Below are 21927 nucleotides of genomic sequence, written 5' to 3' on the forward strand. Positions count from 1 at the left end.
CACGTGTACTCATATCGCGTGCATCAGCCGCTAACTTGTTGAGACCTTAAGCGCTACGTTGTGGGCAAGGGAGACCGGTGCAGATGGACGATCATCCATTCCGAGCCACGTTTCGCAACTACGAAGGTGACGCGCCCCCTGCCGACTGTTTAGTGCTCCATCGAAAAAGCGGACCCGAGTCGATGTTGGGTACGCGCCCTGTAGCGCGATGAGATTTGGATGAATCGTCATCGCGCTTTAACTTGTTGTTTACGCATGAACTTTCCGGAAAACCGCTTCGCACTTTTCCGGATCATGCTTTAGCCGAGGCCCGCGTCGACCCGGAAACACTGGCTGGTGATGCGCCGGCTTTCGTCTGAGGCGAGGAACAGTGCCATGTTGGCGATGTCATCGGGCGTCACCGCGTCGGGAACGGCCTGGCGCGCACGCATCCCGGCGATGACCTGCTCGTCCGGATACCACAGCCGGCGCTGGCGCTCGGTGATCACCATGCCCGGCGCTATCGCGTTGACGCGAATGCGGTCGGGGCCGACCGACCGCGCCAGCGAGTTGGTGAAGCCGACGATCGCCGCTTTCGCCGCGGCATAGACCGGCAGCGCCGGCGCGCCGCGCATCCAGGCGATCGACGACATGTTGATGATGGAGCCGCCGCCGCGCGCCCGCATCTGCGGCACCACTGCCTGTGCGGCAAAGAAGACGTGCTTGAGATTGACACCGATCATCCAATCGAACTCGGCCGGCGTCACCTCGGCGAGAATCTGGCGTTGATCGTTGGCGGCGTTGTTGACGAGAACGGCGGCATCGCCGAGCGAACGGTGGGCCTCTGCCATCGCGGAGCGCAAGGCATCGATGTCGAGGAGATCGCAGGACACGAACAGCGGGGCGGTCCCGGACGAGGCCGCTACTTCCCGCACCAGCGTTCCGCCGGCGTCCGTATCGATGTCGAAGAAGGCGACCCGGGCCCCCTGGGCCGCAAAGGCCCGGACGAAGGCGGCGCCGATGCCACTGGCTCCTCCGGTAATCAACACCACGCGGCCCGCAAGGCCTGAATAGGTCGTCTTCGTCATGCGATCAGTCGCTCCGTCTCGGGGTCGAACAGGCAAATGCGGCGGGTGTCGAGCGCGAAGGCGGCGGTCGTGCCGGGCGCGGGACGGATATCCGGCGAGATCCGCGCCATCGCAGGCTCGCCCCCGAGCCGCAGCAACACCATCGTCTCGGCACCGGTCGGCTCGACCAACTCCACCGGCGCGTCGACGCGGACAGGCGCATCGCTGGAAAAGGTGCGGCTGGCCTCGGCAATGCATTCCGGTCTGATCCCGAACACCACCTCGCGCCCGACAAAGGAGGCTGCGGCGTCGTATCCCCTGAGGCGCAGACGAACCTCGTCGGGCCGTCCCGCGCCGATCACGACCACCGCCCCGTCACTGGCGGCCTCGAGCCGCGCCGGCATGGTGTTCATCGGCGGCGAGCCCATGAAGCGCGCCACGAACAGATTGGCGGGGTAGCGGTACACGGTATCGGGGTCGGCAAACTGTTGCACGCTGCCCTGATGCATCACGGCGATCCGCGTCGCCATCGTCATCGCCTCGATCTGGTCGTGGGTGACATAGACGATGGTGGCGCCGATGCGCTGATGCAGGCGCTTGATCTCCATCCGCATCTCGACGCGCAGCTTGGCGTCGAGATTGGAGAGCGGCTCGTCGAACAGGAAGAGCAGGGGATTGCGCACCAGCGCGCGCCCCATCGCCACGCGCTGGCGCTGGCCGCCGGACAATTGCGCCGGCTTGCGGCCGAGCAGCGGCTCGATCTGGAGCAGCTTTGCGACATTCGCGACCGCTTTCTCTTGCTCCGCCTTGGGCACGTGCCGGCATTCCATGCCGAAGGTGATGTTCTGGCGCACCGTCATCGAGGGATAGAGCGCGTAGGACTGAAACACCATCGCGATGTCGCGGTCTTTCGGCGCGACGTCGTTGACGATGCGCCCACCGATTTCGATCGTCCCCGCGCTCGGACGATCGAGCCCGGCGACCATGTTGAGCAGCGTGGACTTGCCGCAGCCGGACGGCCCGACCAGTACGGTGAACTCGCCGCTCTCGATGTCGAGATCGATGCCCTTCAGCACCTCCAGATTGGCGTAACGCTTGGATAGGGCGCGAATGCTCAGTGCTGCCATGATGGCCTCATCATTTCACGGCCCCGGCAGTCAGGCCGCGGACGAAGTACTTGCCGCCGAGGAGATAGATCAACAAAGTGGGCAGCGCCGCGATGATCACCGCGGCGCTCTGCACGCCATGCTGCGGGATGTCCGCGACTGCGGCCGATAGTGCGATCAGAGCCGCCGTGACGGGCTGCTGCTGGCCCGTCGTGAATGTCACGCCATAGAGGAACTCGTTCCAGATATGCGTGAACTGCCAGATCACCGTGACGATCAGGATGGGACCCGAGAGCGGCAGGATGATGCGCCAGAAGATACGAAAGAAGCCCGCCCCGTCGATGCGCGCGGCCCTAATCAATTCATGGGGAATGGCGACATAGTAGTTTCGGCAGAACAGCGTGGTGAAGGAGAGTCCCTGGATCGTGTGAATCAGCACGAGACCCGTCAGCGTGTTGATGAGACCGATGTCCCGCAGCACGATGGTCCAGGGCAAGAGGCGCATCTGCTGGGGAAGGAACAGGCCAAGGGTCACGATGCCGTAGATCCAGTTGTCGCCGCGAAAGCGCCAGAGCGACACGGCGTAGCCGGCGATCGCACCGAGCATGGTCGAGAAAATCGTCGCAGGGATCGTGACGAGCGCGGAGTTCAGCATGTACGGCCGGATGCCGGCGCAGGTCTCGGCGACGCAGAAGCCGCTCCAGGCTGCGGCGTAATTGCTCCAGGCCCATTGCCGCGGCCAACCGATCATCGAGGCCTGCGCGATCTCCTCGTTGCTACGGAGCGAGTTCAGCACCACAACGACCAGCGGCGCGAGCCAGGCCGCGGCGACCAGCGAAACGGCGAGATAGATCAAGATCCGGCTCGGTGCGAAGCTGCGATCACGCATGGGCGGCCCGCCGTCGCTGAACATATCGCCACGCCGCATAGGGCAACAGCACCGTGAGAAGAATGAGCAGCATGAGCACCGCCGCCGCCGCGCCGCGGCCGAGCAGGCTGCGCTGGAACATGAGGTCGTAGACGACGAGGGCCGGCAGCTGCGTCGCGATTCCCGGTCCACCGTTGGTGAGCGCGCGTACGAGATCGAACGTCGAAATCGCGAACTGCAACTGGATCACGACGACGGTGACGGTGATCGGCCAGAGCGACGGCAGAATGATGCGCCGGTAGATTCGGACCGGGCCTGCACCGTCGATCTGAGCGGCCTTGATGATGTCGGCGTCGACGGACCGCAGGCCGGCAAGGAAGAGCGCCATGGCGAAGCCCGACGACTGCCAGATCGCAGCAATGACAATGGTCCAGATGGCCATGTCGCGGTCGATCAGCCAGTCGAACTTGAAGGAGGTCCAGCCGAGGTCGTGGACCAGCTTCTGGATCCCGAGGCCAGGATTGAGCAGCCAGCTCCAGACCGTGCCCGTGACCACGAAAGACACGGCAAGGGGATACAGGAAGATGGAGCGCAGCAGGTTCTCGCCGCGAATGCGCTGATCGAGCAGGATCGCAAGGATGAGCCCGGTCGCTGCGCTCAGCAGCACGAAAGCGCTGCCAAACAGCAGCAAATTGTCGAAGGCGATCTGCCAGTTCCGCGATGCCGTGACCGCCGTGTAGTTGCGCAAGCCGACCCAGCCCGCGACCGGGACCAGAGTGGATGGCGTGAACGATATCCAGATCGTCCACAGCGCGAACGACACGAGGTGCGCCGCGGACAGCAGCAGCGGCACCCAGATCAAGAGATATTCGGGCAGCCGGCGCACCAATTCGGTAGCCGCCGACCGCCCCGGTCTTGTCAGGACGGCATCGGTCAACGTGCGCCCTCGACGGCCTCGGCGAGGCGGGTGACCGCTTGCTCCGGCTTGATCGTCTTGTTCTTCACGTACTCCGTGATCACGTCGATCATCGCCGCGGTCATGCCGTTTTCCTGCGCCATGTTGTGCGCAAGGCTCAGGACCGCCTGATTGCTGGCGATCGCGTCCTTTAGAGCTGCTGCGGTCCGCCGTTGACCTTCTGACCAGCCTTCGCCGGAAAGGTCAACATCGGTGCGCACGGGGATCGATCCGGTGATCTGCGAATACATCGTCTGGATCGCCGGATCCATGACGAGCTGGGCCATCAGCATCTGGCCGGCTTGCAGGTCCGGCTCCTTGCGCTGCCAGAAGATGAAAGCATCGGCATTCAACAGGAAGACCGGCTTGCTGTTGTCGCTGGGGCCCGGTGCAATCATGAAGTCCTCGAACTTGAAGCCGGCATTGCGCAACACGCCCTGCGCCCAGCCGCCCATGATCATCATGCCCATGTCGCCGTCGACGAAGCGCTTCAGGTTGGTCGAAAAATGTTGGGCGCCGACGTTGGGGTCCATCCAGTCGGAGATCTTGCGCACCTGCGCGAACGCAGCCTTGATCTCGGGTCCCTCGAGAGCTTTCGTGTCGAGATTCATGATGGCTGCGCGGTATGCGGTGGGACTGATGCCCGCGAGCGCGGCCTCGAATTTCTGCCCGTCGTCGGGGCGGGTCCCACCGTTGGCAATGGGATAGGGGACACCGCCCGCTTTCATCTTTTCGGCGAGGTCATTGAAGTCGGCCCAGGTGACGGGGATCTTGTCGGCCTTGGCCTTGTCCATCGCGCGTTTGGACAGGAACAGCATGTTGGTGCTGTAGATCTGCAACGGCAATGCAATCCATTTGCCCGCCGGCTTGTGCAATCGCGCAAGATCGGGAGCGACGACCTTTTCGTAACCGGCGGCAGCGACGACGCCGTCGAGATCGACGGTCGGAGCAATCTTCGACCAGGCCGCAATCTCCGGACCCTTGAGCTGCGAGCAGGCCGGCGGATCGCCGGCCATGATCTGCGCGCGCAGCTTGTTCATCATCTCGGTGGTGAAGCCGGGGACGGGCGAGTGCTGCCAAACGCCGCCTTTCTCCTCGAATTTCTTGCCCAGCGCCGTGATCGCCGCTCCGTCGCTGCCCGCGGACCATTGCGAGATCGCGGTCAGGCGCGGCTTGACCGCGCCTTGCGCGCGGGCAAATGCCGGCAGGGCGAGTGTGGCGACGGATCCAGCGAGCAGACGGCGCCTTGTTGTTGTGATCGGCATTGCAATTCCTCCCGGTGTGAAGTCTCGGCACATATGGGACGTGCAGGTTCAGCGCATGTCAGGCCGCCTCCGTCGATGCCGCCGGCATGCCGCCGCGGCTGGCCAGACAAAAGGCGGCGAAAGCCAGTGCGGCTTGCGGATCGTTGCCCGTCGAGGGCGGCACGAAGGCGAGGGATAGCCGCGCCAGTTTGCGTCCGCCCAGCAGGCAGGCGTCGATCCCATCGACCACCGCCTTCCGATCCTCTTCGGACAGAAGCGAGGGCCAGCCGCTGATCGCGACGCCGCCGCATGGCTTGACGTTCAGCGTGTTGCCGACCGCAAGGCCAAGCCGGAACAAGCGTCGCCGCAACTCCTGGCGCACGCGCGCCGAGAGCGGGATCGTGTGCACCCATTCGCTGCCGTGCTGGAGCAATTCAGCCTCGGAGATGCCGAGGAGCGCGGCCAGAGCGGGAAGCGAGGTATAGGCCTCGACGCAGCCGTGATGGCCGCAGCGGCAGCGCGGTCCCTCAGGCCCGAACACCATGTGGCCGAGTTCGATCGGTTGCAGGGCATCGGCCTCGGCCGGATCATCCATCCAGGCGCCGGCAACGCCGTGGCTGACGAGGACGAACAGATGCGTGTCGCTGAACGGATAGTTCTGCGTGCGGCAGCGGTGAAAGATGGCGTGCGCCACCACCGAATTGGTGAATTCCAGCGGCACCCCGGCAAACATCTCGCCGATCATGCCACTGAGACGCGCGACATGGCAGGGGATGATCGGGTTGCCGGATACGGTGAGCCGGCCAAGGCCCGGAATGGAGACGCCGATTTGTGAGAGCGTGATGTGGCGGCGGCGTGTCCAGTCGCGCAGCAATGTCATCGCCTCGCCGAACACGCGGCCGACCGTTTCGACCGTGGGTACCTTCGGCAGTGGCAGACGCTCCGTGTAGTGCAATTCGCCGGCGAGACCGCCGACGCCGACGCTGAGCCATTGAGCGCTCAGCTCGACGGCTGCGAGCGCCACCGCACCGTCGAGTGACACGAGGCCCGTCGGGCCGCCGACGTAAGGAGCAGGGCGCCGCACTTCCTCGATCAGGCCTTCGGCCTTCAGGTCGAACAGGATGCGCGACAGGCTCGCTTCCGACAGGCGCACGGCCTTGGCCAGAGGCGGACGAAACGAGCCGCCCGACTGAAGCAGATGAGTCAAAATGGCAGCGCGCGTCTGCCGCCGACTTCGCGGCTGCTCCGGCATTTCCATCCCTGTCGTCATTCTTACTTAGTGTAAGAATTTGCGCGCGGAGCGCTTCGGCTGTCAAGCGGTGGCCGGCGCGGTGCGCCGACTTGTTGTTGTGCGCGGCAGCATGGTTGCCGCGTCAGCTGCCGAGGAAATCGTGAGGTTGGGCAGCTGCGCTTTACCACTCGACGGGTCCCGCAAACGAAAACGGCGCCATCTTTCGATGACGCCGCTTCGAAGCCGTTATGGCCGATTGTTAGCGCTTGTCGATCGGAACGTAATCGCGCTTGGCGACGCCGGTGTAGAGCTGGCGCGGACGGCCGATCTTCTGATGCGGATCCTCGATCATCTCGCTCCACTGGCTGATCCAGCCGACGGTGCGGGCGACCGCGAACAGCACGGTGAACATCGAGACCGGGAAGCCCATCGCCTTCAGCGTGATGCCCGAATAGAAGTCGACGTTCGGGTAGAGCTTGCGATCGATGAAGTACTGGTCGCTGAGCGCGATCTTCTCGAGCTCCATCGCCACCTTCAGCATCGGATCGTCGCCATGGCCGGTCTCCTTGAGCACGGCGTGACACATCTTCTGCATGATCTTGGCGCGCGGATCGTAGTTCTTGTAGACGCGGTGACCGAAGCCCATGAGGCGGACTTCCGAGTTCTTGTCCTTCACCTTGGCGATGAACTCGGGGATCTTATCGACCGTGCCGATCTCGTAGAGCATGTTGAGCGCGGCTTCGTTGGCGCCGCCATGCGCCGGGCCCCACAGGCAGGCGATGCCGGCTGCGATGCAGGCGAACGGGTTGGCGCCCGAGGAGCCGGCGATGCGCACCGTCGAGGTCGAGGCGTTCTGCTCGTGGTCGGCGTGCAGGATGAAGATCTTCTCCAGCGCGTCGGCGAGAACCGGGCTGACCTTGTAATCCTCGCAGGGCACCGCGAAGCACATGTTCAGGAAGTTCTCGGCAAAGCGCAGCGAGTTCTTCGGATAAACGAAGGGCTGGCCGACGGTATACTTGTAGGCCATCGCGGCCAGCGTCGGGATCTTGGCGATCATGCGCATGGAGGCGACCATGCGCTGCTTGGGATCGTTGATGTCGGTCGAGTCGTGATAGAACGCGGCCAGCGCGCCGACGGCCGCCACCATGATCGCCATCGGATGGGCGTCGCGGCGGAAGCCCTGGAAGAAGCGGGCCATCTGCTCGTGCACCATCGTGTGATGGGTCACGCGATAGTCGAAATCCTTCTTCTGCGCGGCGGTCGGCAGATCCCCGTAGAGCAGGAGATAGCAGGTCTCCAGGAAGTCGCCGTGCTCGGCGAGCTGCTCGATCGGGTAGCCGCGGTATTCCAGCACGCCCGCATCACCGTCGATATAGGTGATCTTGGACTGGCAGCTCGCGGTCGAGGTGAAGCCCGGATCGTAGGTGAACAGGCCGGATTGGCCGTAGAGCTTGCCGATATCGATGACGTCAGGCCCGACGCTACCGCTGAGGATCGGGAGATCGTAATTCTTGTTTCCGACCGTCAGCGTCGCGGTCTTTGGGCTTGGTTTTGCGTCCATCAGAGGTCCCCGATGTGTGGTGAAACGGGCCGGAGCCGGAGGCCCCCAGGGAGAGCATGGGGGCAGGCCGGATGTTCCAGAATGTACGGGGGAGATGGGTATATTATTGCTATGTGCGCTGCAAGATCGCCGCACGCATGGTCGACTTACGTCGTAGACTGATCCTTAAGCCGGCCGAGGCTCTCCTGGCGCCCCAGGACGTCCAAAACCTCAAATATACCAGGCGACGTCGTCCGTCCGGTGAGCGCCGCCCTGAGCGGCTGGGCGACCGCGCCGAGTTTGAGACTATTTTCCTCGGCAAAGGCGCGCAGCGCGGCTTCAGTTGCCGTACCGCTCCACGTCTCGACCTTCTCCAGCGCGGAATGAAGCTGGCCGATCAGCTTGCGATTTTCGGGCGTCAGCAATGCTTCCGCCTTGGGATCGAGCGCCAGCGGCCGGTCGGCAAAGATGAAATGGGCGCCGTCGATCAGCTCGATCAGCGTCTTGGCGCGCTCCTTCAGGGCCGGCATGGCCTTGAGGAGCTGCGAACGCGTGGTGTCGTTTAACTTGGCCTTGAGCTCGCTCCGTCCGGGCACATGGTCGAGCACGTCCTCGAACATCTTCACGAGCGATTGATCGTCGGTGTGGCGGATGTAGTGGCCGTTGAGGCTTTCCAGCTTGGCGAAGTCGAAGCGGGCGGCGGCCCGGCCGACGCTGGCGAGGTCGAACGCCGCGATCATCTCCTCGGTCGAGAAGATCTCCTGGTCGCCATGGCTCCAGCCGAGCCGGACCAGGTAGTTGCGCAGCGCCGCAGGCAGGTATCCCATGGCGCGGTAGGCATCGACGCCGAGCGCGCCATGCCGCTTCGACAGTTTCGAGCCGTCCGGGCCGTGGATCAGGGGGATGTGGGACATGCTCGGCAGTGCCCAGCCCATCGCATCGTAGATCTGCTTCTGGCGCGCGGCGTTGATCAGATGGTCGTCGCCGCGGATCACGTGGGTAACGCCCATGTCGTGGTCGTCGACGACCACCGCGAGCATATAGGTCGGGTTGCCATCGCCGCGCAGCAGGACGAGATCGTCGAGGTTCTCGTTCTGCCAGACCACGCGGCCCTGGACCTGGTCCTCGATCACGGTCTCGCCGGTCTGCGGCGCGCGCAGGCGGATGGTGGGCTTCACGTCGCTTGGCGCCGTCGCGGGATCCCGGTCGCGCCACATGCCATCATAGCGGCGGGTGCGGCCTTCCGCGCGCGCCTTCTCGCGCATGGCGGCGAGCTCCTCGGCCGTGGCGTAGCAGCGATAGGCCTTACCGTCGGCCAGCAGCTGCTCGGCGACCTCGCGGTGGCGGGCGGCGCGGCTGTACTGGTAGATCACCTCGCCGTCCCAGCCGAGCTCGAGCCACCTCAACCCGTCGAGGATGGCGCCGATCGCAGCCTCCGTGGAGCGCTCCCGGTCGGTATCCTCGATCCGGAGCAGCATCTTGCCGCCGTGCTTCTTGGCATAGAGCCAGTTGAACAGCGCCGTGCGGGCGCCCCCGATATGGAGAAAGCCGGTCGGGGAGGGAGCAAAGCGCGTGACGACGGAATCGGACATTCTTGGCAAGGCCTATGCATTGGAGGCGGTGGTGTATAGCAGGAACGGGACATAACTAAAGCCCGACGCGGACCTGGCAGGCCTTGCTTAAGCTCTTGGCGCGGCCACGCGAATTTGGCAGAAGGACCGCTGATTTCCCTACAGGATTTTCGTAATGACAGAACCGGTGGCAGCTGAGGTTGGGCGCGATTTCATTCGTGACATCATCCAGGCCGATCTCGATCAGGGCAAGTACCAGGAGATCGTGACCCGGTTCCCGCCGGAGCCGAACGGCTACTTGCATATCGGCCACGCCAAGTCGATCGCACTCAACTTCGGCATCGCCCAGGAGTTTCCGGGCCGCTGCCATTTGCGTTTCGATGATACCAACCCGGTCAAGGAAGAGCAGGAATATATCGATTCCATCCAGGCCGACGTGCGCTGGCTCGGTTATGACTGGGGCAAGAACCTGTTCTTCGCCTCGGACTATTTCGACCGTCTGTACGAATGGGCGGAGCAGCTGATCCGCGACGGGCTCGCCTATGTCGACGACCAGACCCAGGAGGAGATCCGCCTCTCGCGCGGCACGCTGACCGAGCCGGGCAAGAACTCGCCGTTCCGGGACCGCAGCGTGGAGGAGAACCTCGACCTGTTCCGGCGGATGAAGGCCGGCGAATTCCCCAACGGGGCGCGTGTGCTGCGGGCCAAGATCGATATGGAAGCGGGCAACATCAATCTGCGCGATCCCGTGCTGTATCGCATCCTGCATGCGCACCACCCGCGCACCGGCAACGCCTGGTGCATCTATCCGAGCTACGACTACGCCCACGGCCAGTCGGACGCCATCGAAGGCATCACGCATTCGATCTGCACGTTGGAGTTCGAGGACCACCGGCCGCTCTACGACTGGTTCATCGAGAAGCTGCCGGTACCGTCCAAGCCGCACCAGTACGAATTCGCGCGGCTGAACCTGACCTACACGCTGCTGTCCAAGCGCGTGCTGACCCAGCTTGTCCGCGACGCCCATGTCGCGGGCTGGGACGATCCGCGCATGCCGACCATCGCGGGAATGCGCCGCCGCGGCGTGCCGCCGGCCGCCTTGCGCGAGTTCGTCAAGCGCATCGGCGTCGCCAAAGCCAACAGCGTGGTCGACGTCGGCATGCTGGAGTTCTGCATCCGCGAGGAGCTGAACCGCACGGCGCAGCGCCGCATGGCGGTCTTGAGGCCGCTGAAGGTCGTGATCGAGAACTATCCGGAAGGGCAGACCGAGGAGCTCGAGGCGATCAACCATCCCGACGATCCGTCGGTCGGCACGCGCAAGATCACGTTCGGCCGCGAGCTCTATATCGAGCAGGACGACTTCATGGAGAACCCGCCGAAGAAGTTCTTCCGCTTGTCGCCGGGCAACGAGGTGCGGCTGCGCTATGCCTACTTCGTCAAGTGCACCGGCGTGATCAAGAACGACAAGGGCGAAGTGGTGGAGCTGCGCTGCACCTATGATCCCGCGACCAAGGGCGGCAACGCGCCCGACGGCCGCAAGGTCAAGGCGACCATGCACTGGCTGGCGGCGGCGACGTCGAAGCCGGCGGAGATCCGCATCTACAACCAGCTGTTCTCCAATCCGAGCCCGGACGCCTCGAATTTCGCAGCCGATCTCAATCCGAATTCGCTGGAGATCCTGTCCGATGCGCGGATCGAGGCTTGCGTTGCGGAGAGCAATTCGACCGAGCCGGTGCAGTTCGAGCGCCAGGGCTATTTCGTGCGCGACAAGGACTCGACGCCGGGCAAGCCGGTGTTCTCGCGCACCATCGGCCTGCGCGACACGTTCGCGAAGGAAGTCGCGAAAGGTTGAGGGCTGACCTGAGCAAGCGACGCCGACGCCATCGTTTCCGCCATCATCGCGAAATGGTGCGCCGGCTTCGCAAAGCTCGATGCAACGGCTCCGGTCGCTACAGCTTGTAGCCGATCTTCCTCAGGAGGTCCTTCCGCCACGCAATGTCGGCGTCGGTCTCGATACCCAGCGGTGAGGCGCCATCCACTACGCCGAGCACGCCACGGCCGAGCTCCGTTTGTGCGACGATCACCTGCGTGGGGTTGGCCGTCGCGCAGTAGATGCGGCAGACCTCCGGCACCGAGCGCACGGCAGCTAGGACGTTGACCGGAAAGAAGCCGTCGCCCAGGAAGATCAGAAAAGTGTGGCCGGCGCCAATGGCCAATGCGTTGTTGCGGGCGTGGGTGAGGGCCGCTTCGTCATTGCCCGACCAGCGCACCAGCCGCTTGCCGGAGGCCTCGCAGAAGGCCAGCCCGAATCGGATGCCCGGAACCGTGCCAACGAGCGCCTCGTGGAGATCTTCCACGGTCTTGATGAAATGCGACTGACCGAAGATGAAGTTGGCCGCCTCCGGCTTGACGATGGGTACGACGGTGAGTTCCATGGCCGCGCTCCGGGAGAGAGCTACACAATTCATGTTAGGCCGACGGAAAGCGATTGTCAGCCGCTGCCCGAGCCGCTTGGTGGAACCGGCGGACTCGCTCCAGGTCCTTCGCATGCGAACCGTCCTGGTCCGTTTTCGTCTTGGAGTCGACGCCGGCAGGACGGACCGTTCGGATCGCTCCTGCGACATTGTCCGGTCCGAGGCCGCCTGCGAGGACGACCGGTACACGGACGACATCCACGATGCGGCGACTGATGTTCCAATCATGCGTCACGCCGAGCGCGCCGATCTGCCTGTCCGTGCACCGATAGCTGTCGAGCAGCAGAAAGTCTGCGATGCCATCGTAGCTCTCGGCAATTGCGACGCTTTCCTCGGAGAACACCGGTATGCTTCTCATCACGACGATCCCGGGCAACATGCGCTTGAGGGAAGCAACATCTTGCGGGGAAAGCAGTTCGGCGCTGGCTCCCAAATGGACGATCGCGGGGTTGAGCTCGCGCGCCCACGACGCAATCAAGGCGAGATCGCAGGTCAGAAACAGTGCCGAGAATTTCGATGGCGGTACAATTGCCGCGCCGATCTTGGAAGCCGTTGAGATCGGCAGTTCGCGTGGAAATTGGCCTTCTCCGACGAGCACGCCGACATGGTCGACGCCAATGACTGAAAGTGCGGACGCCTCTTCGGGGGTAGAGATTTCATAGATCTGGGTCAACATCGGCGCAACCTCTCCGAGTCTCAGGGAGACGCCTCGAACGCTGCCATCACCTCGGCCAGCATCCGTTCCTGCTCTCCCGCATAGCGCGGAGAGAAGTGAAAAGGCTCGACGCGGCGGACCTTGGCTTCCCGTGCGACTTCTCCGGCAGCCGTGGTGGTAAGATGAGCCCGCTCCTTCGCTATTGCGGCGTCCGCGTCCGCAAACGCCGCCTCGATGAAGAGGATGTCTGCATTCTGAACCAGCGCCACGATGGCGGTGCGATTGGCCGGCGTGTCGGCAACATCGGTCACATAGGCGATTTTCTGGCCGGCAGTGACCGTCACGAGATCGCGCAGGCTTGAGAGTGGCACGAGGCGATCCGACTTGTTCGCTTCTTCGATACGGATCAAATGATCGTCCGCGCGACGCTCGACGACGGCCTTCTTTAGCGACAGCAACCAGGGACCGACGGGTAGTCCACGCTCCGACAGCCTGTTCTTCCATACGTTGACATGGGCCGCCTCCTGCAGCGCAAAGGCGAGGCAGGGCGTGCCATGCTCAAGGATCGCGGCTGACACGCGATGGGTCGGTTCATCGCAGAGTACGCCCGCAATGGTGTTGCCAGAGACGGATGGCTCTGCTGCGAAGCCTTTCCTCAGCCGGAACCGGGTGGTGAAGGTGGAATTTTCCGCTCCAAGTTCGCTGACGTCGAAAACAAGATCGCAGGAATAGTTTTCGACCAGGTTCCAGCGATAGGCCTGAAGCTTGTGAAAGACGTGCTCGGCTAAGCCGGCCGGACCGAACAGCTGTACCGATTTCTCGTGCCCGACGAGCAAACGCAGCAGATGGTCGAAGCCAACGAAATGATCGATATGCGCATGCGAGACAAAGACCTGGTCGACGCGTCGGATCTTCCGCGGCGCCAGTGAAGCAATCTCTCCAATGTCGAACAGCAGACTTCGCTTCTCGAACAGCGTTTCGACATAGACCGTAGGATCGCCGTAGCGACCGTTGACCAGGCTAGGATGGAAAAGCGGTCGCATGACAACAATTCTGCTGCAACAGTCCCAAATGCATCTCTCCTCATCTTAGGGGACGGCGATGGATTTCGCACCGGGCAGGATCGAGCTAGAATACATCTATCGGATCGAGGAGAGAGCCATGAAACTCGTTTCAAGCGCCTTCGCCGATGGTGCCGCAATTCCGCGACGGTTTACCTGTGATGGCGAAAATCTTTCGCCACCTCTGCAATGGAGCGACGCGCCGGAGGGGGCGCGGAGTCTTGTCCTGCTCTGCGATGATCCCGATGCGCCCGCCGGCAAATGGCATCATTGGGCAGTGTACGACATTCCGCCGGAGGTCACGCAATTTGCGATCAACGCCGCACAGAACGCCAGAATGAAGCAAGCCGTCAATGATTTTCGGAAGGCGGGTTATGGCGGCCCGTGTCCACCGCACGGCCATGGGCCTCATCACTATCATTTCCGACTGCTTGCCCTCTCGACGGAGGGCCTGCCGGTAAAGGCCAATGCATCCTGCGGCGACGTCGAGCGAGAGGCGCGCAAGCACGTGATCGCGGAAGCGACCCTCGTCGGTTGGTACGAGAGGTAAGCGAAAGAATGCCCTAAACTAGATATCGTAATACAGATGGAACTCGTAAGGATGCGGTCGCAGCCGGATCGGGTCGATCTCCTTCTTGCGCTTGTAATCGAGCCAGGTTTCGATCACGTCGGCGGTGAAGACATCCCCGCGTAGCATGAATGCGTGATCGCGCTCGAGCGCGTCGAGCGCCTGGTCCAGAGATCCCGGCGTGGACTTCACCTCCTTCGCCTCGGCAGTCGGGAGGTCGTAGAGATTCTTGTCGATCGGGCTGCCAGGGTCAATCCGCCTGTCGATACCGTCGAGGCCGGCCATCAGCATTGCAGCGAAGGCCAGGTAGGGATTGCAGGACGGATCGGGTGAACGAAATTCGACGCGCTTTGCGCGCGGATTCGGCGAATACATCGGAATCCGGCAGCAGGCGGAGCGATTGCGCTGGGAGTAGACGAGATTGATCGGAGCTTCATAACCCGGCACCAGGCGCCGGTAGGAGTTCGTGGTGGGGGCGCAGAGCCCGCACAACGCCCAGGCGTGGCTCAAAAGCCCGCCGATATAGTAGCGCGCGAGCTGGCTCAGCTCGGCGTAGTCGCCCTTGTCGTAGAACAAGTTGGTCTCGCCCTTCCAGAGCGACTGGTGAACGTGCATGCCCGAAGCGTTGTCCTCGAACAGCGGCTTCGGCATGAATGTCGCGGTCTTGCCATGCTGATGCGCGGTGTTCTTGACCACGTATTTGTAGATCATCAAATTGTCGGCCATGCGGGTCAGCGTGGTGAAGCGCATGTCGATCTCGTTCTGGCCGCCGGTCGCGACCTCATGGTGATGGGCTTCGATCTGGATCCCCAGAGATTCCATCGTCAGCACCATTTCGGTGCGTAGCGCCTGCATGCTGTCGGTCGGAGGAACGGGAAAGTATCCCTCTTTCGGGCGCGGCTTGTGGCCGAGATTCGGTCCTTCATCCGTGGCGGTGTTCCAGCTGCCTTCGCTGGAGTCGATTGCGTGCATGGCGAAGTTGATGCCCTGTCCGTAGCGGACCTCGTCGAAGACGAAGAACTCGGCCTCCGGGCCGAAATAGCTCGTATCGGCAAGCCCGGTACCCTTGAGGTAGGTTTCGGCCTTCTGGGCGATGTAGCGGGCGTCCCGGCTATAGGATTGGCCGGTCACGGGGTCGCGGATGTTGCAGATGAGAACCAGCGTCTTGGCCGGACTATAGGGGTCGACGAAGGCGGTCGTCGGATCCGGGACGACGAGCATGTCGCTTTCCTGGATCTCCTGGAAGCCGCGGATCGATGAGCCATCGAATCCAAGGCCCTCGTTGAGTGCATCGGCATTCACCGCGCTCGGCGGTACGGAAAAATGTTGCCACATCCCCGGCAGATCGGTGAACCGCAAATCGATCATCTGGACGTTCTCGTCCGTGATCGCCTTCACGAGGTCTTCGGCTGTCGTACATTTTGCAACCATGGCTTCGCTCCCAGGTCAGCGTCCCGAGATCGCGTAGCCGTTCGGCCGCAACCTGGCGGCTCGCGACGGACTGTGGTCCACGTTCGGCGTTGTCGCCGCAGTCAGGCAAGCTTTGCGCCGACTGTCAGCTTTGGTGTGGCCCGCGCATCAGCTTCATCGCATCTTCGATGTGCCGCCAGGTTCTTGCCAATTCGAGCTCGCCCTTCTGCTCGAGTTCGATGGCGTTTTGAGCGGCTTCCGCAATGGCCTTGGGGCCATGGGCTTCCAGCAACTGCCGCGCATAGTCGTGAATTTCCATTTCTCGCATGGCGTCATCTCCCTCTGCTCCGGGCGCGACCTTCCGCTGCGCCGGGAACGGTCGACATTGACACCTGTCTAGCGTCGTCAGTCTGCATCCGGGTGCGCCGCACTCGCAAGGGCCCTCTCCTGGATGCGCGGCCGGGCTTGGCGCCGGCTCCCGGACCGCCCTCGCGGCCACACAATGCAGGCCGGACGGATGATTTTTTCATCGGTGCGTCCCCAGATAAGTAGGAGAGGGGAGGTGAGCATTATGCGCATCCAACATTGGCAAGACGCTGCCAGCCTGTTGGTGGGCGTATGGCTGGTCCTGTCGTCCCCTATCCTTGGTTTATCCGGGGCGGCTGTCTGGATCACCATCGCGCTTGGGCTCGGCGTCATGCTGTTTGCCGTAGAGGCCTTTGTCATCCCGTCCTACTTGGAAGAGTGGGGCGAAATGCTGCTGGGACTGGCGCTGGTGCTGGTGCCTTGGACCATTGGCTATGACCAGGTAGCAGCCACGGCGAGCAGCGTATTGTCGGGCCTGCTGGTGATCTTGCTCAGTGGCTGGGAGCTGATGACCGATCGTGACTTCAGCGCCTGGTGGCACGATCGCTGGCATCACCCGGCCGGCTGACAAAGAGCAATCGGCCAAACTCGCCGCCGACCGCTATCGGCTGGCGGCCGGAGGCGAGGCTCGATTTGAGCACGCCAGGGACAACGCCTTGGCGCGACGGGGATTCCAATGGCCGTCGTCGCGCTGAAAGGCCGATGCGGCCATTGTGCAGGCCGTGCGGATCCTGCACCTAGACCTGCACAAGACCATTCCGTCACGATGCGGTTCTGGGCTCGATCGGCTGCCAGATGCTGATCTTGCGCGTCTCCGGCATCAGGAACAGCGCGAGCAGGAAGCATACCGCGGGGACCGCGATCGGGTAGATCAACGCGTAGCCGATGCTCCCGGTCGCCGCGAATGCCGCCGACGTGATGAACGGCACCAATCCACCACCCCAGCCGTTGCCGATGTGGTATGGCACCGATACCGACGTATACCGGATCCTGCCCGGAAAGAATTCCGCCAGGAACGCGCCGACCGGCCCATAGACCATCCCAACGTAGCAAACGAGGATGAAGATGATGAAGATCGCGGTCGGATAGTTGACGTTGCCGGGCTGCGTGACTGCTCCCAGCCATAGATACAGCGGATAGTACGTGATTGCGGCCAGCAGCATGCCGCCCAGGATTACCGGCTTGCGGCCGATCTGATCCGACAGCCAGCCGAAGAAAATCAGGCTCGGTGTGGCAATCAGCAGCGCGGCTCCCACGATATAGGCGGAGGTCAGCGGATCCAGCTTCGAGACCTGCTGAAGGAAGTACAGCGCCCAGAACTGACCGCTGTACCAGACCACCCCTTGCCCGATCAGGACCACGATTGCGATCCCGATGAATTTGATGTTCGAACTGAGGAAGGCCTCCCTCCACGGATTCGTCGTCATCTGGCCGCGGGCCCTGATTTCCTGGAAGATCGGCGTCTCCTGGAGCTGGAGCCGAATGTAGATTGCGATGGCCACAAGCAGGAAGGACACCAGGAACGGAACGCGCCACGCCCATTCGTCGAACGCCTGATTGCCGAACCAGGTCCGTGTCAGGATGATCACGGCCAGGGACACGACGATGCCGAGAGTCGGAGAGGTCTGCAGCCAGCCGGTGTAGTAGCCGCGCTTGTCGTCCGGAACATGCTCTGCGACATAGGTGATGGCGCCGCCATATTCGCCGCCCAAGCACAGACCCTGAATCATGCGCAGACCGAACAAAAGGAACGCCGCCGTCAGACCGATGGACTGGTAGGTCGGGATCAACCCGATTGCTCCCGTACCCAGTCCCATTCCGCTCAGCGTGATGAGGAACGTATATTTTCGCCCGACGCGGTCGCCCATCCATCCAAAGAGGAAAGCTCCCAACGGACGGATCAGGAATCCTGCAGTGAACAGCGCGATCGTGCTGAGGAGGGCTGCAACCGGGTGGGACTGCTCGAAGAACTTGACCGACAGAACTGCGGCCAGGCTGCCGAAGATATAGAAATCATACCATTCGATGACGTTTCCCACCGACGCAGCAACAATCACGCGGCGAAAATCGCTCGGTACTTGAATTGCCATGTGCTGCTCCTGTCAAATTCAAACGCTACTCTCGGCGCTTTTCAGCGTCCTTCGCTCGCGCGCTACGCTTGGTGCGCGACGCCACAGGCGAGAATTGCGAGTTGCGTCGGCAGCGCCAAATCTCAGGGAGGCTTGAGCCACCCGAGAAAGAGCTCCAGCGGTCGCTTCGTTACCGCGAGCTATCACAACCTGCCCGTATTGCCGGGGAGGCGGAGACGCAGTGTAGTCCCGCCGGGGCTGGCGTCTTATGAGACTTTCGGCTCAATCGACCGAACCGGGGCTGCCCAAGTCCTGCAAGTCCTGAGATGGAACGGGGTCGCCAACCGCGCTCGGCGATTTTGTCACGAACGAACGGAAAGGCCTCTCAGGCGTTGTGTGGGTCCAACGAGGATCCCGCCATGCAGAACATCGCAGAGCATATGGAAGTGATCGGCGCCGACGGCGTCCATGTCGGCACGGTCGACCGCGTCGAGGGCAATCGCATCAAGCTGACTAGGAAGGACAGTGGGGAAGGCAGCCACAAGGGGCACCATCACTTCATCGACAAGGGGCTCGTTGCCGATGTCGAAGGCAATAAGGTCCGGCTGTCCGCCAAGGCGTCGGTGGCCGTGACCATGGAAGAGGAAAAGTAGGGCCCGCCCGACTTCGTTCCTGATCTGTACCGCTATTCGCGCAGCCGCACGTTCCGGTAGCCTCCGCACCCGTCGCGTATCGTAAGGTGCAGGGGAATGGCGGAGCCGGGGCGGCCAGTACGCTCCCAGGGAGTTGCGGGGACGTGGCCGGTCGGCCGCGCCGCACCGGCTGGCGGCTTTGCGCCGGCGGGCTTTGGCGTCTGGCCGGCTACCGTCGCAACGTTGCGCGAATGGGCCCGCGCCGAGGCCGGGCCTGGTCGGCTGTTGCCGTGGGTGCCGGTCGCCTTCGGCGGCGGCATCGCGCTTTATTTCGCCGCAGATCATGAGCCGGTGCCGTGGGTGGTCGTCGCGACCGCGGCCGTTCTCGCGCTTGGCGCCGTGCTGCTGCGGCGGAGCCGGTTGTTTGCGCCCGCGATCGTGATCGCGGCGGTCGCCGCCGGCTTTGCCACGGCGACCTGGAAGACGGCGCGCATCGCCCACATCGTTTTGGCCAAGCCGCTCTATTCGGTGTCGCTGTCGGGCTTTGTGGAAGCACGCGACATCCGCGAGCGCACCGATCGCTTCGTACTGCGTGTCAGCGCGATGGAGGCGCAACGCAGCGACGTGAAGCTCGAGCGCGTCCGCCTCTCGGTGCGCAAGGGCACGGCGCCTGAAGTCGGCAGCTTCGTGCAATTGAAGGCGCGGCTGTTGCCGCCGATCTCGCCGGTGCGACCTGGCAGCTATGATTTCTCGCGCGATATGTTCTTCCAGGGCATTGGTGCCTCCGGTTTCGTGATGGGCGCGATCACGGCTTCGGTGCCGCCGGATGCCGGCGGCTTGCGGCTGCGCTACGCCGCCTTCATGCAGGGCCTGCGCGATGCGATCGACGCGCGCATCCGCTCAACGCTCGAAGGCGACAACCGCGCGATTGCGACCGCGCTGCTCACGGGACGGCGCGATGCGATCAGCACGCCCGTCAACGACGCCATGTTCATCTCGGGGCTCGGCCATGTGCTGTCGATCTCCGGCTATCACATGGCGGTCGTCGCCGGCGTCGTCTTCTTCGCAGTGCGCGCGCTGCTGGCGCTGATCCCGGGACTGGCGGCCGGCTTCGCCATCAAGAAATGGTCGGCGGCCGCTGCGCTGGCGGCGGCAGCGTTCTACCTGCTGCTGTCAGGCGCGGAGGTCGCGACACAGAGATCGTTCTTCATGACCGCGGTGGTGTTGATCGCCGTGATGGTCGATCGCCGCGCCATCACCTTCCGAACCCTCGCTGTGGCCGCGCTGATCGTGCTCGCGGTCGCGCCCGAAGCGCTGGTGCATCCCAGCTTCCAGATGTCCTTCGTCGCGACGCTCGGGCTGGTGGCGCTGGTGCAGATCGGCATGCCGAACCTGCTTGCATCGCCCGATCATTCGACGACAGCGCGCATCGCGCTGTGGGGCGGCCGCGAGATCGCGATGCTGTTGCTGGCTTCGTTGATCGCGGGGCTTGCGACCACGCCCTATGCCGCTTTCCACTTCCATCGCGTGACGCCATACGGCGTGCTCGCCAATCTCGGCGCGATGCCGGTGGTCTCGGCGCTGGTGATGCCGGCGGGGCTTTTAGGGTTGCTCGCGGCGCCCTTCGGCCTCGACGGCGTGTTCTGGTGGCTGATGGGGATCGGCATTGACTGGATGGTCGCGGTCTCGCGCTGGGTGGCGGCCCTACCGGGCGCAGTTGGCCGCATTCCGGCGTTCGGAATCGCGCCGTTGATCGCGGCCAGCCTCGGGATCATCGTGATGGGCCTGTTGCGCACGCCCTTGCGCTTGTCCGGCGCCCTGGTGCTGCTGGTAGCGATCCTCTGGGGACTGTCGGTGCGGCAGCCCGATATCCTGATTGCCGGGGATGGCGCGAGCGTCGCGGTCCGGGGCGGCGACGGGCGTTTGCATGTGATCCGCGCGAGCAAGGATGGCTTTCTGCTGAGGGAATGGTTAGCCGCCGATGCCGATCCGCGCGATGCCGCCAACGCCTCGTTGGCGAGCGGTGTGTCATGTGACGAGTCCGGCTGCGTGGCGCCGCTTGCGGACGGGCGGCTGGTCGCGCTTTCTCTGCGCATCGACGCGCTGGCTGATGATTGCAGCCGCGCTGCGTTGGTGGTGACGGCGCGGCCCGCGCCGCCCGATTGCGCAGCGATGGTGGTCGATCGGTCGCGCCTTGCCAGTCAGGGCGCGCTGGCTCTGACGCAAAACGGAGAGGGTTTCTCGGTGCAGGTGGTGAGGGCGAGAGGCGCAAGCCGCCCTTGGCTGCCGGCCGGCGCCGGCGAGGGGGATTTCGACGGCAGCCTTGCGCCGAAGACGGCCGTGCCCCGCAATCGGGACGCAACGCCATCGGAGGCCGACTTGCAGGCTGACGATTGAGGATCGATGCGGAGGAGGCGCGGGATTCTGCAGGACGCAAACCATACCATCTCGCCGGCCTCAGCCGGCGATGGCATTTCAAGTTCTGGCCCTCGACAAATCGGCCGGGGGCGCGCCGACGATCAGCCGATCGGCAGGCGTGTGATCGTGGACCTCGTCTCGGCGACGATCTGCGGCTTGTGCTCGCGCTCGCCAACCGGCTGGGTCACCGGCAGTTGCAGCACGGTCGCGCGCTGGCCTTCGACGAGCTGCGTCACCAGCACGTACTTGCCGTCGGGAAATTCGATCGCGTCATGATGGCGATCGGGAATGTGCGGATCGATCTTGCCGAACTTGCCGACGCGGGAGTTGACGGTGCGCGTCCAGATCCAGCGGTTGTCGTAACGAACGTTGTCGGCGAAAGCGAGCTCCGTTCCCGGCAGCAGGCAGACCGCGACGGAGAGATCGGCTTCAGAGGCGAAGCCGCGTGTCGAGGTGCCGCGGAAGGTTGTCGTGACGATCGTCTCGCCGACTTCGGCAGGGCGCGTCGCGACGGCATGCAGGCTATAGTCACACATCGGGTGCTCCTCATGCGAAGATAGCAAGCCGCACCTCTCTTGGAGGCGCAGGCCTCTATCAGGGTGAAGCATACAACGTTCTGCTCGGTTGTGGGCAAATCTGCGGCTGGGCTTCGCGAGCCGCGATCACATTATCTTTCCCGGATTCGATAGGAACAAAGCCGACGCCTGTGCATT

Annotated in this window: 20 protein-coding genes and 1 pseudogene; 5 read left to right on the forward strand and 16 right to left on the reverse strand. The window is 63.5% G+C overall.

Annotated elements, in window-relative coordinates; all coding sequences use genetic code 11:
* Positions 1 to 53: 53 nt before the first annotated feature.
* From BRAD3257_RS42245 to gltX, 9 genes and pseudogenes are all read right to left on the reverse strand, one after another.
* Positions 54 to 125, reverse strand: a pseudogene (locus BRAD3257_RS42245) (hypothetical protein); the annotation flags it as partial.
* 174 nt (positions 126 to 299) lie between these two features.
* Positions 300 to 1067, reverse strand: a complete 768-nt coding sequence (locus BRAD3257_RS18905; protein ID WP_122403059.1) for an SDR family NAD(P)-dependent oxidoreductase — start codon at positions 1065 to 1067, stop codon at positions 300 to 302.
* Positions 1064 to 2173 carry an ABC transporter ATP-binding protein gene (locus BRAD3257_RS18910; RefSeq protein ID WP_122403060.1) on the reverse strand — a complete coding sequence of 370 codons (1110 nt, stop codon included), beginning with the start codon at positions 2171 to 2173 and terminating at the stop codon, positions 1064 to 1066. Before BRAD3257_RS18910 ends, BRAD3257_RS18905 begins: the two co-directional genes overlap by 4 nt.
* A 10-nt stretch (positions 2174 to 2183) precedes the next feature.
* Positions 2184 to 3041, reverse strand: coding sequence for a carbohydrate ABC transporter permease (locus BRAD3257_RS18915; RefSeq protein WP_162500260.1), 858 nt, complete (start codon positions 3039 to 3041; stop codon positions 2184 to 2186).
* On the reverse strand, positions 3034 to 3957 hold the full coding sequence (locus tag BRAD3257_RS18920; protein WP_162500261.1) for a carbohydrate ABC transporter permease: 924 nt from the start codon (positions 3955 to 3957) through the stop codon (positions 3034 to 3036). The genes BRAD3257_RS18915 and BRAD3257_RS18920 overlap by 8 nt, the downstream gene beginning before the upstream one ends.
* Positions 3954 to 5240: an ABC transporter substrate-binding protein gene (locus BRAD3257_RS18925; protein WP_122403063.1), complete on the reverse strand. Its 1287-nt coding sequence runs from the start codon at positions 5238 to 5240 to the stop codon at positions 3954 to 3956. The genes BRAD3257_RS18920 and BRAD3257_RS18925 overlap by 4 nt, the downstream gene beginning before the upstream one ends.
* 58 nt (positions 5241 to 5298) lie before the next feature.
* Positions 5299 to 6477 (reverse strand): ROK family transcriptional regulator, encoded by a 1179-nt coding sequence (locus BRAD3257_RS18930; protein WP_174221580.1) that lies wholly within the window; start codon positions 6475 to 6477, stop codon positions 5299 to 5301.
* Positions 6478 to 6709: 232 nt separating this feature from the next.
* Positions 6710 to 8011 carry a citrate synthase gene (gene gltA / locus BRAD3257_RS18935; protein WP_122403065.1) on the reverse strand — a complete coding sequence of 434 codons (1302 nt, stop codon included), beginning with the start codon at positions 8009 to 8011 and terminating at the stop codon, positions 6710 to 6712.
* Between the two features lie 146 nt (positions 8012 to 8157).
* Positions 8158 to 9582 (reverse strand): glutamate--tRNA ligase, encoded by a 1425-nt coding sequence (gene gltX, locus BRAD3257_RS18940; protein WP_122403066.1) that lies wholly within the window; start codon positions 9580 to 9582, stop codon positions 8158 to 8160.
* Positions 9583 to 9736: 154 nt separating this feature from the next.
* Here gltX and BRAD3257_RS18945 point away from each other — a divergent pair, with 154 nt between their 5' ends.
* Entirely contained in the window at positions 9737 to 11413 is a 1677-nt protein-coding gene (locus BRAD3257_RS18945; protein WP_122403067.1) for a glutamine--tRNA ligase/YqeY domain fusion protein, read from the forward strand.
* 97 nt (positions 11414 to 11510) lie between these two features.
* On the opposite strand, the gene BRAD3257_RS18950 is transcribed toward BRAD3257_RS18945, so the two are convergent.
* From BRAD3257_RS18950 to BRAD3257_RS18960, 3 genes are read right to left on the reverse strand one after another with little or no spacing between them, the layout of a single operon-like run.
* Entirely contained in the window at positions 11511 to 11996 is a 486-nt protein-coding gene (locus tag BRAD3257_RS18950) for an adenosine-specific kinase (RefSeq protein ID WP_122403068.1), read from the reverse strand.
* Positions 11997 to 12030: 34 nt separating this feature from the next.
* Positions 12031 to 12711: a phosphoribosylanthranilate isomerase gene (locus BRAD3257_RS18955; RefSeq protein ID WP_122403069.1), complete on the reverse strand. Its 681-nt coding sequence runs from the start codon at positions 12709 to 12711 to the stop codon at positions 12031 to 12033.
* 20 nt (positions 12712 to 12731) lie between these two features.
* Positions 12732 to 13733, reverse strand: coding sequence for a ribonuclease Z (locus BRAD3257_RS18960; RefSeq protein WP_122403070.1), 1002 nt, complete (start codon positions 13731 to 13733; stop codon positions 12732 to 12734).
* 118 nt (positions 13734 to 13851) lie between these two features.
* Between BRAD3257_RS18960 and BRAD3257_RS18965 the strand changes: the two genes are divergently transcribed.
* On the forward strand, positions 13852 to 14301 hold the full coding sequence (locus tag BRAD3257_RS18965) for a YbhB/YbcL family Raf kinase inhibitor-like protein (RefSeq protein ID WP_122406644.1): 450 nt from the start codon (positions 13852 to 13854) through the stop codon (positions 14299 to 14301).
* Between the two features lie 18 nt (positions 14302 to 14319).
* Here the strand turns inward: BRAD3257_RS18965 and glnA are convergent, their stop codons facing one another.
* A complete protein-coding gene (gene glnA / locus BRAD3257_RS18970) occupies positions 14320 to 15750 on the reverse strand; it encodes a type I glutamate--ammonia ligase (RefSeq protein ID WP_122403071.1) in 1431 nt (476 codons plus the stop codon).
* A 124-nt stretch (positions 15751 to 15874) separates the two neighbouring features.
* A complete protein-coding gene (locus tag BRAD3257_RS18975) occupies positions 15875 to 16057 on the reverse strand; it encodes a hypothetical protein (protein WP_122403072.1) in 183 nt (60 codons plus the stop codon).
* Between the two features lie 243 nt (positions 16058 to 16300).
* On the opposite strand from BRAD3257_RS18975, the gene BRAD3257_RS18980 reads away from it, so the two are divergent.
* Complete coding sequence (locus BRAD3257_RS18980; protein ID WP_162500593.1) at positions 16301 to 16663, forward strand: SPW repeat protein; 363 nt, start codon at positions 16301 to 16303, stop codon at positions 16661 to 16663.
* Positions 16664 to 16856: 193 nt separating this feature from the next.
* On the opposite strand, the gene BRAD3257_RS18985 is transcribed toward BRAD3257_RS18980, so the two are convergent.
* Entirely contained in the window at positions 16857 to 18185 is a 1329-nt protein-coding gene (locus tag BRAD3257_RS18985) for an MFS transporter (RefSeq protein ID WP_122403073.1), read from the reverse strand.
* Positions 18186 to 18583: 398 nt separating this feature from the next.
* Here BRAD3257_RS18985 and BRAD3257_RS18990 point away from each other — a divergent pair, with 398 nt between their 5' ends.
* Both BRAD3257_RS18990 and BRAD3257_RS18995 read left to right on the forward strand, forming a co-directional pair.
* On the forward strand, positions 18584 to 18817 hold the full coding sequence (locus BRAD3257_RS18990; protein ID WP_122403074.1) for a DUF2171 domain-containing protein: 234 nt from the start codon (positions 18584 to 18586) through the stop codon (positions 18815 to 18817).
* A 96-nt stretch (positions 18818 to 18913) separates the two neighbouring features.
* Positions 18914 to 21193 (forward strand): ComEC/Rec2 family competence protein, encoded by a 2280-nt coding sequence (locus tag BRAD3257_RS18995; RefSeq protein ID WP_122403075.1) that lies wholly within the window; start codon positions 18914 to 18916, stop codon positions 21191 to 21193.
* 122 nt (positions 21194 to 21315) lie between these two features.
* On the opposite strand, the gene BRAD3257_RS40065 is transcribed toward BRAD3257_RS18995, so the two are convergent.
* Positions 21316 to 21750 carry a hypothetical protein gene (locus tag BRAD3257_RS40065; protein WP_162500262.1) on the reverse strand — a complete coding sequence of 145 codons (435 nt, stop codon included), beginning with the start codon at positions 21748 to 21750 and terminating at the stop codon, positions 21316 to 21318.
* Positions 21751 to 21927: the final 177 nt, after the last annotated feature.

The sequence above is a fragment of the Bradyrhizobium vignae genome (genome assembly GCF_900324035.1).
In the GTDB taxonomy this organism is placed as follows: domain Bacteria; phylum Pseudomonadota; class Alphaproteobacteria; order Rhizobiales; family Xanthobacteraceae; genus Bradyrhizobium; species Bradyrhizobium vignae.

Coding starts and splice junctions, on each gene's coding strand:
- BRAD3257_RS18905 (WP_122403059.1), bottom strand. CDS start 1,067: ATGACGAAGACGACCTATTCAGGCCTTGCGGGCCGCGTGGTGTTGATT.
- BRAD3257_RS18930 (WP_174221580.1), bottom strand. CDS start 6,477: ATGGAAATGCCGGAGCAGCCGCGAAGTCGGCGGCAGACGCGCGCTGCC.
- BRAD3257_RS18955 (WP_122403069.1), bottom strand. CDS start 12,711: ATGTTGACCCAGATCTATGAAATCTCTACCCCCGAAGAGGCGTCCGCA.
- BRAD3257_RS18910 (WP_122403060.1), bottom strand. CDS start 2,173: ATGGCAGCACTGAGCATTCGCGCCCTATCCAAGCGTTACGCCAATCTG.
- BRAD3257_RS18975 (WP_122403072.1), bottom strand. CDS start 16,057: ATGCGAGAAATGGAAATTCACGACTATGCGCGGCAGTTGCTGGAAGCC.
- BRAD3257_RS40065 (WP_162500262.1), bottom strand. CDS start 21,750: ATGTGTGACTATAGCCTGCATGCCGTCGCGACGCGCCCTGCCGAAGTC.
- BRAD3257_RS18950 (WP_122403068.1), bottom strand. CDS start 11,996: ATGGAACTCACCGTCGTACCCATCGTCAAGCCGGAGGCGGCCAACTTC.
- BRAD3257_RS18995 (WP_122403075.1), top strand. CDS start 18,914: ATGGCGGAGCCGGGGCGGCCAGTACGCTCCCAGGGAGTTGCGGGGACG.
- BRAD3257_RS18915 (WP_162500260.1), bottom strand. CDS start 3,041: ATGCGTGATCGCAGCTTCGCACCGAGCCGGATCTTGATCTATCTCGCC.
- gltA (WP_122403065.1), bottom strand. CDS start 8,011: ATGGACGCAAAACCAAGCCCAAAGACCGCGACGCTGACGGTCGGAAAC.
- BRAD3257_RS18945 (WP_122403067.1), top strand. CDS start 9,737: ATGACAGAACCGGTGGCAGCTGAGGTTGGGCGCGATTTCATTCGTGAC.
- BRAD3257_RS18980 (WP_162500593.1), top strand. CDS start 16,301: ATGCGCATCCAACATTGGCAAGACGCTGCCAGCCTGTTGGTGGGCGTA.
- BRAD3257_RS18960 (WP_122403070.1), bottom strand. CDS start 13,733: ATGCGACCGCTTTTCCATCCTAGCCTGGTCAACGGTCGCTACGGCGAT.
- glnA (WP_122403071.1), bottom strand. CDS start 15,750: ATGGTTGCAAAATGTACGACAGCCGAAGACCTCGTGAAGGCGATCACG.
- gltX (WP_122403066.1), bottom strand. CDS start 9,582: ATGTCCGATTCCGTCGTCACGCGCTTTGCTCCCTCCCCGACCGGCTTT.
- BRAD3257_RS18990 (WP_122403074.1), top strand. CDS start 18,584: ATGCAGAACATCGCAGAGCATATGGAAGTGATCGGCGCCGACGGCGTC.
- BRAD3257_RS18985 (WP_122403073.1), bottom strand. CDS start 18,185: ATGGCAATTCAAGTACCGAGCGATTTTCGCCGCGTGATTGTTGCTGCG.
- BRAD3257_RS18925 (WP_122403063.1), bottom strand. CDS start 5,240: ATGCCGATCACAACAACAAGGCGCCGTCTGCTCGCTGGATCCGTCGCC.
- BRAD3257_RS18965 (WP_122406644.1), top strand. CDS start 13,852: ATGAAACTCGTTTCAAGCGCCTTCGCCGATGGTGCCGCAATTCCGCGA.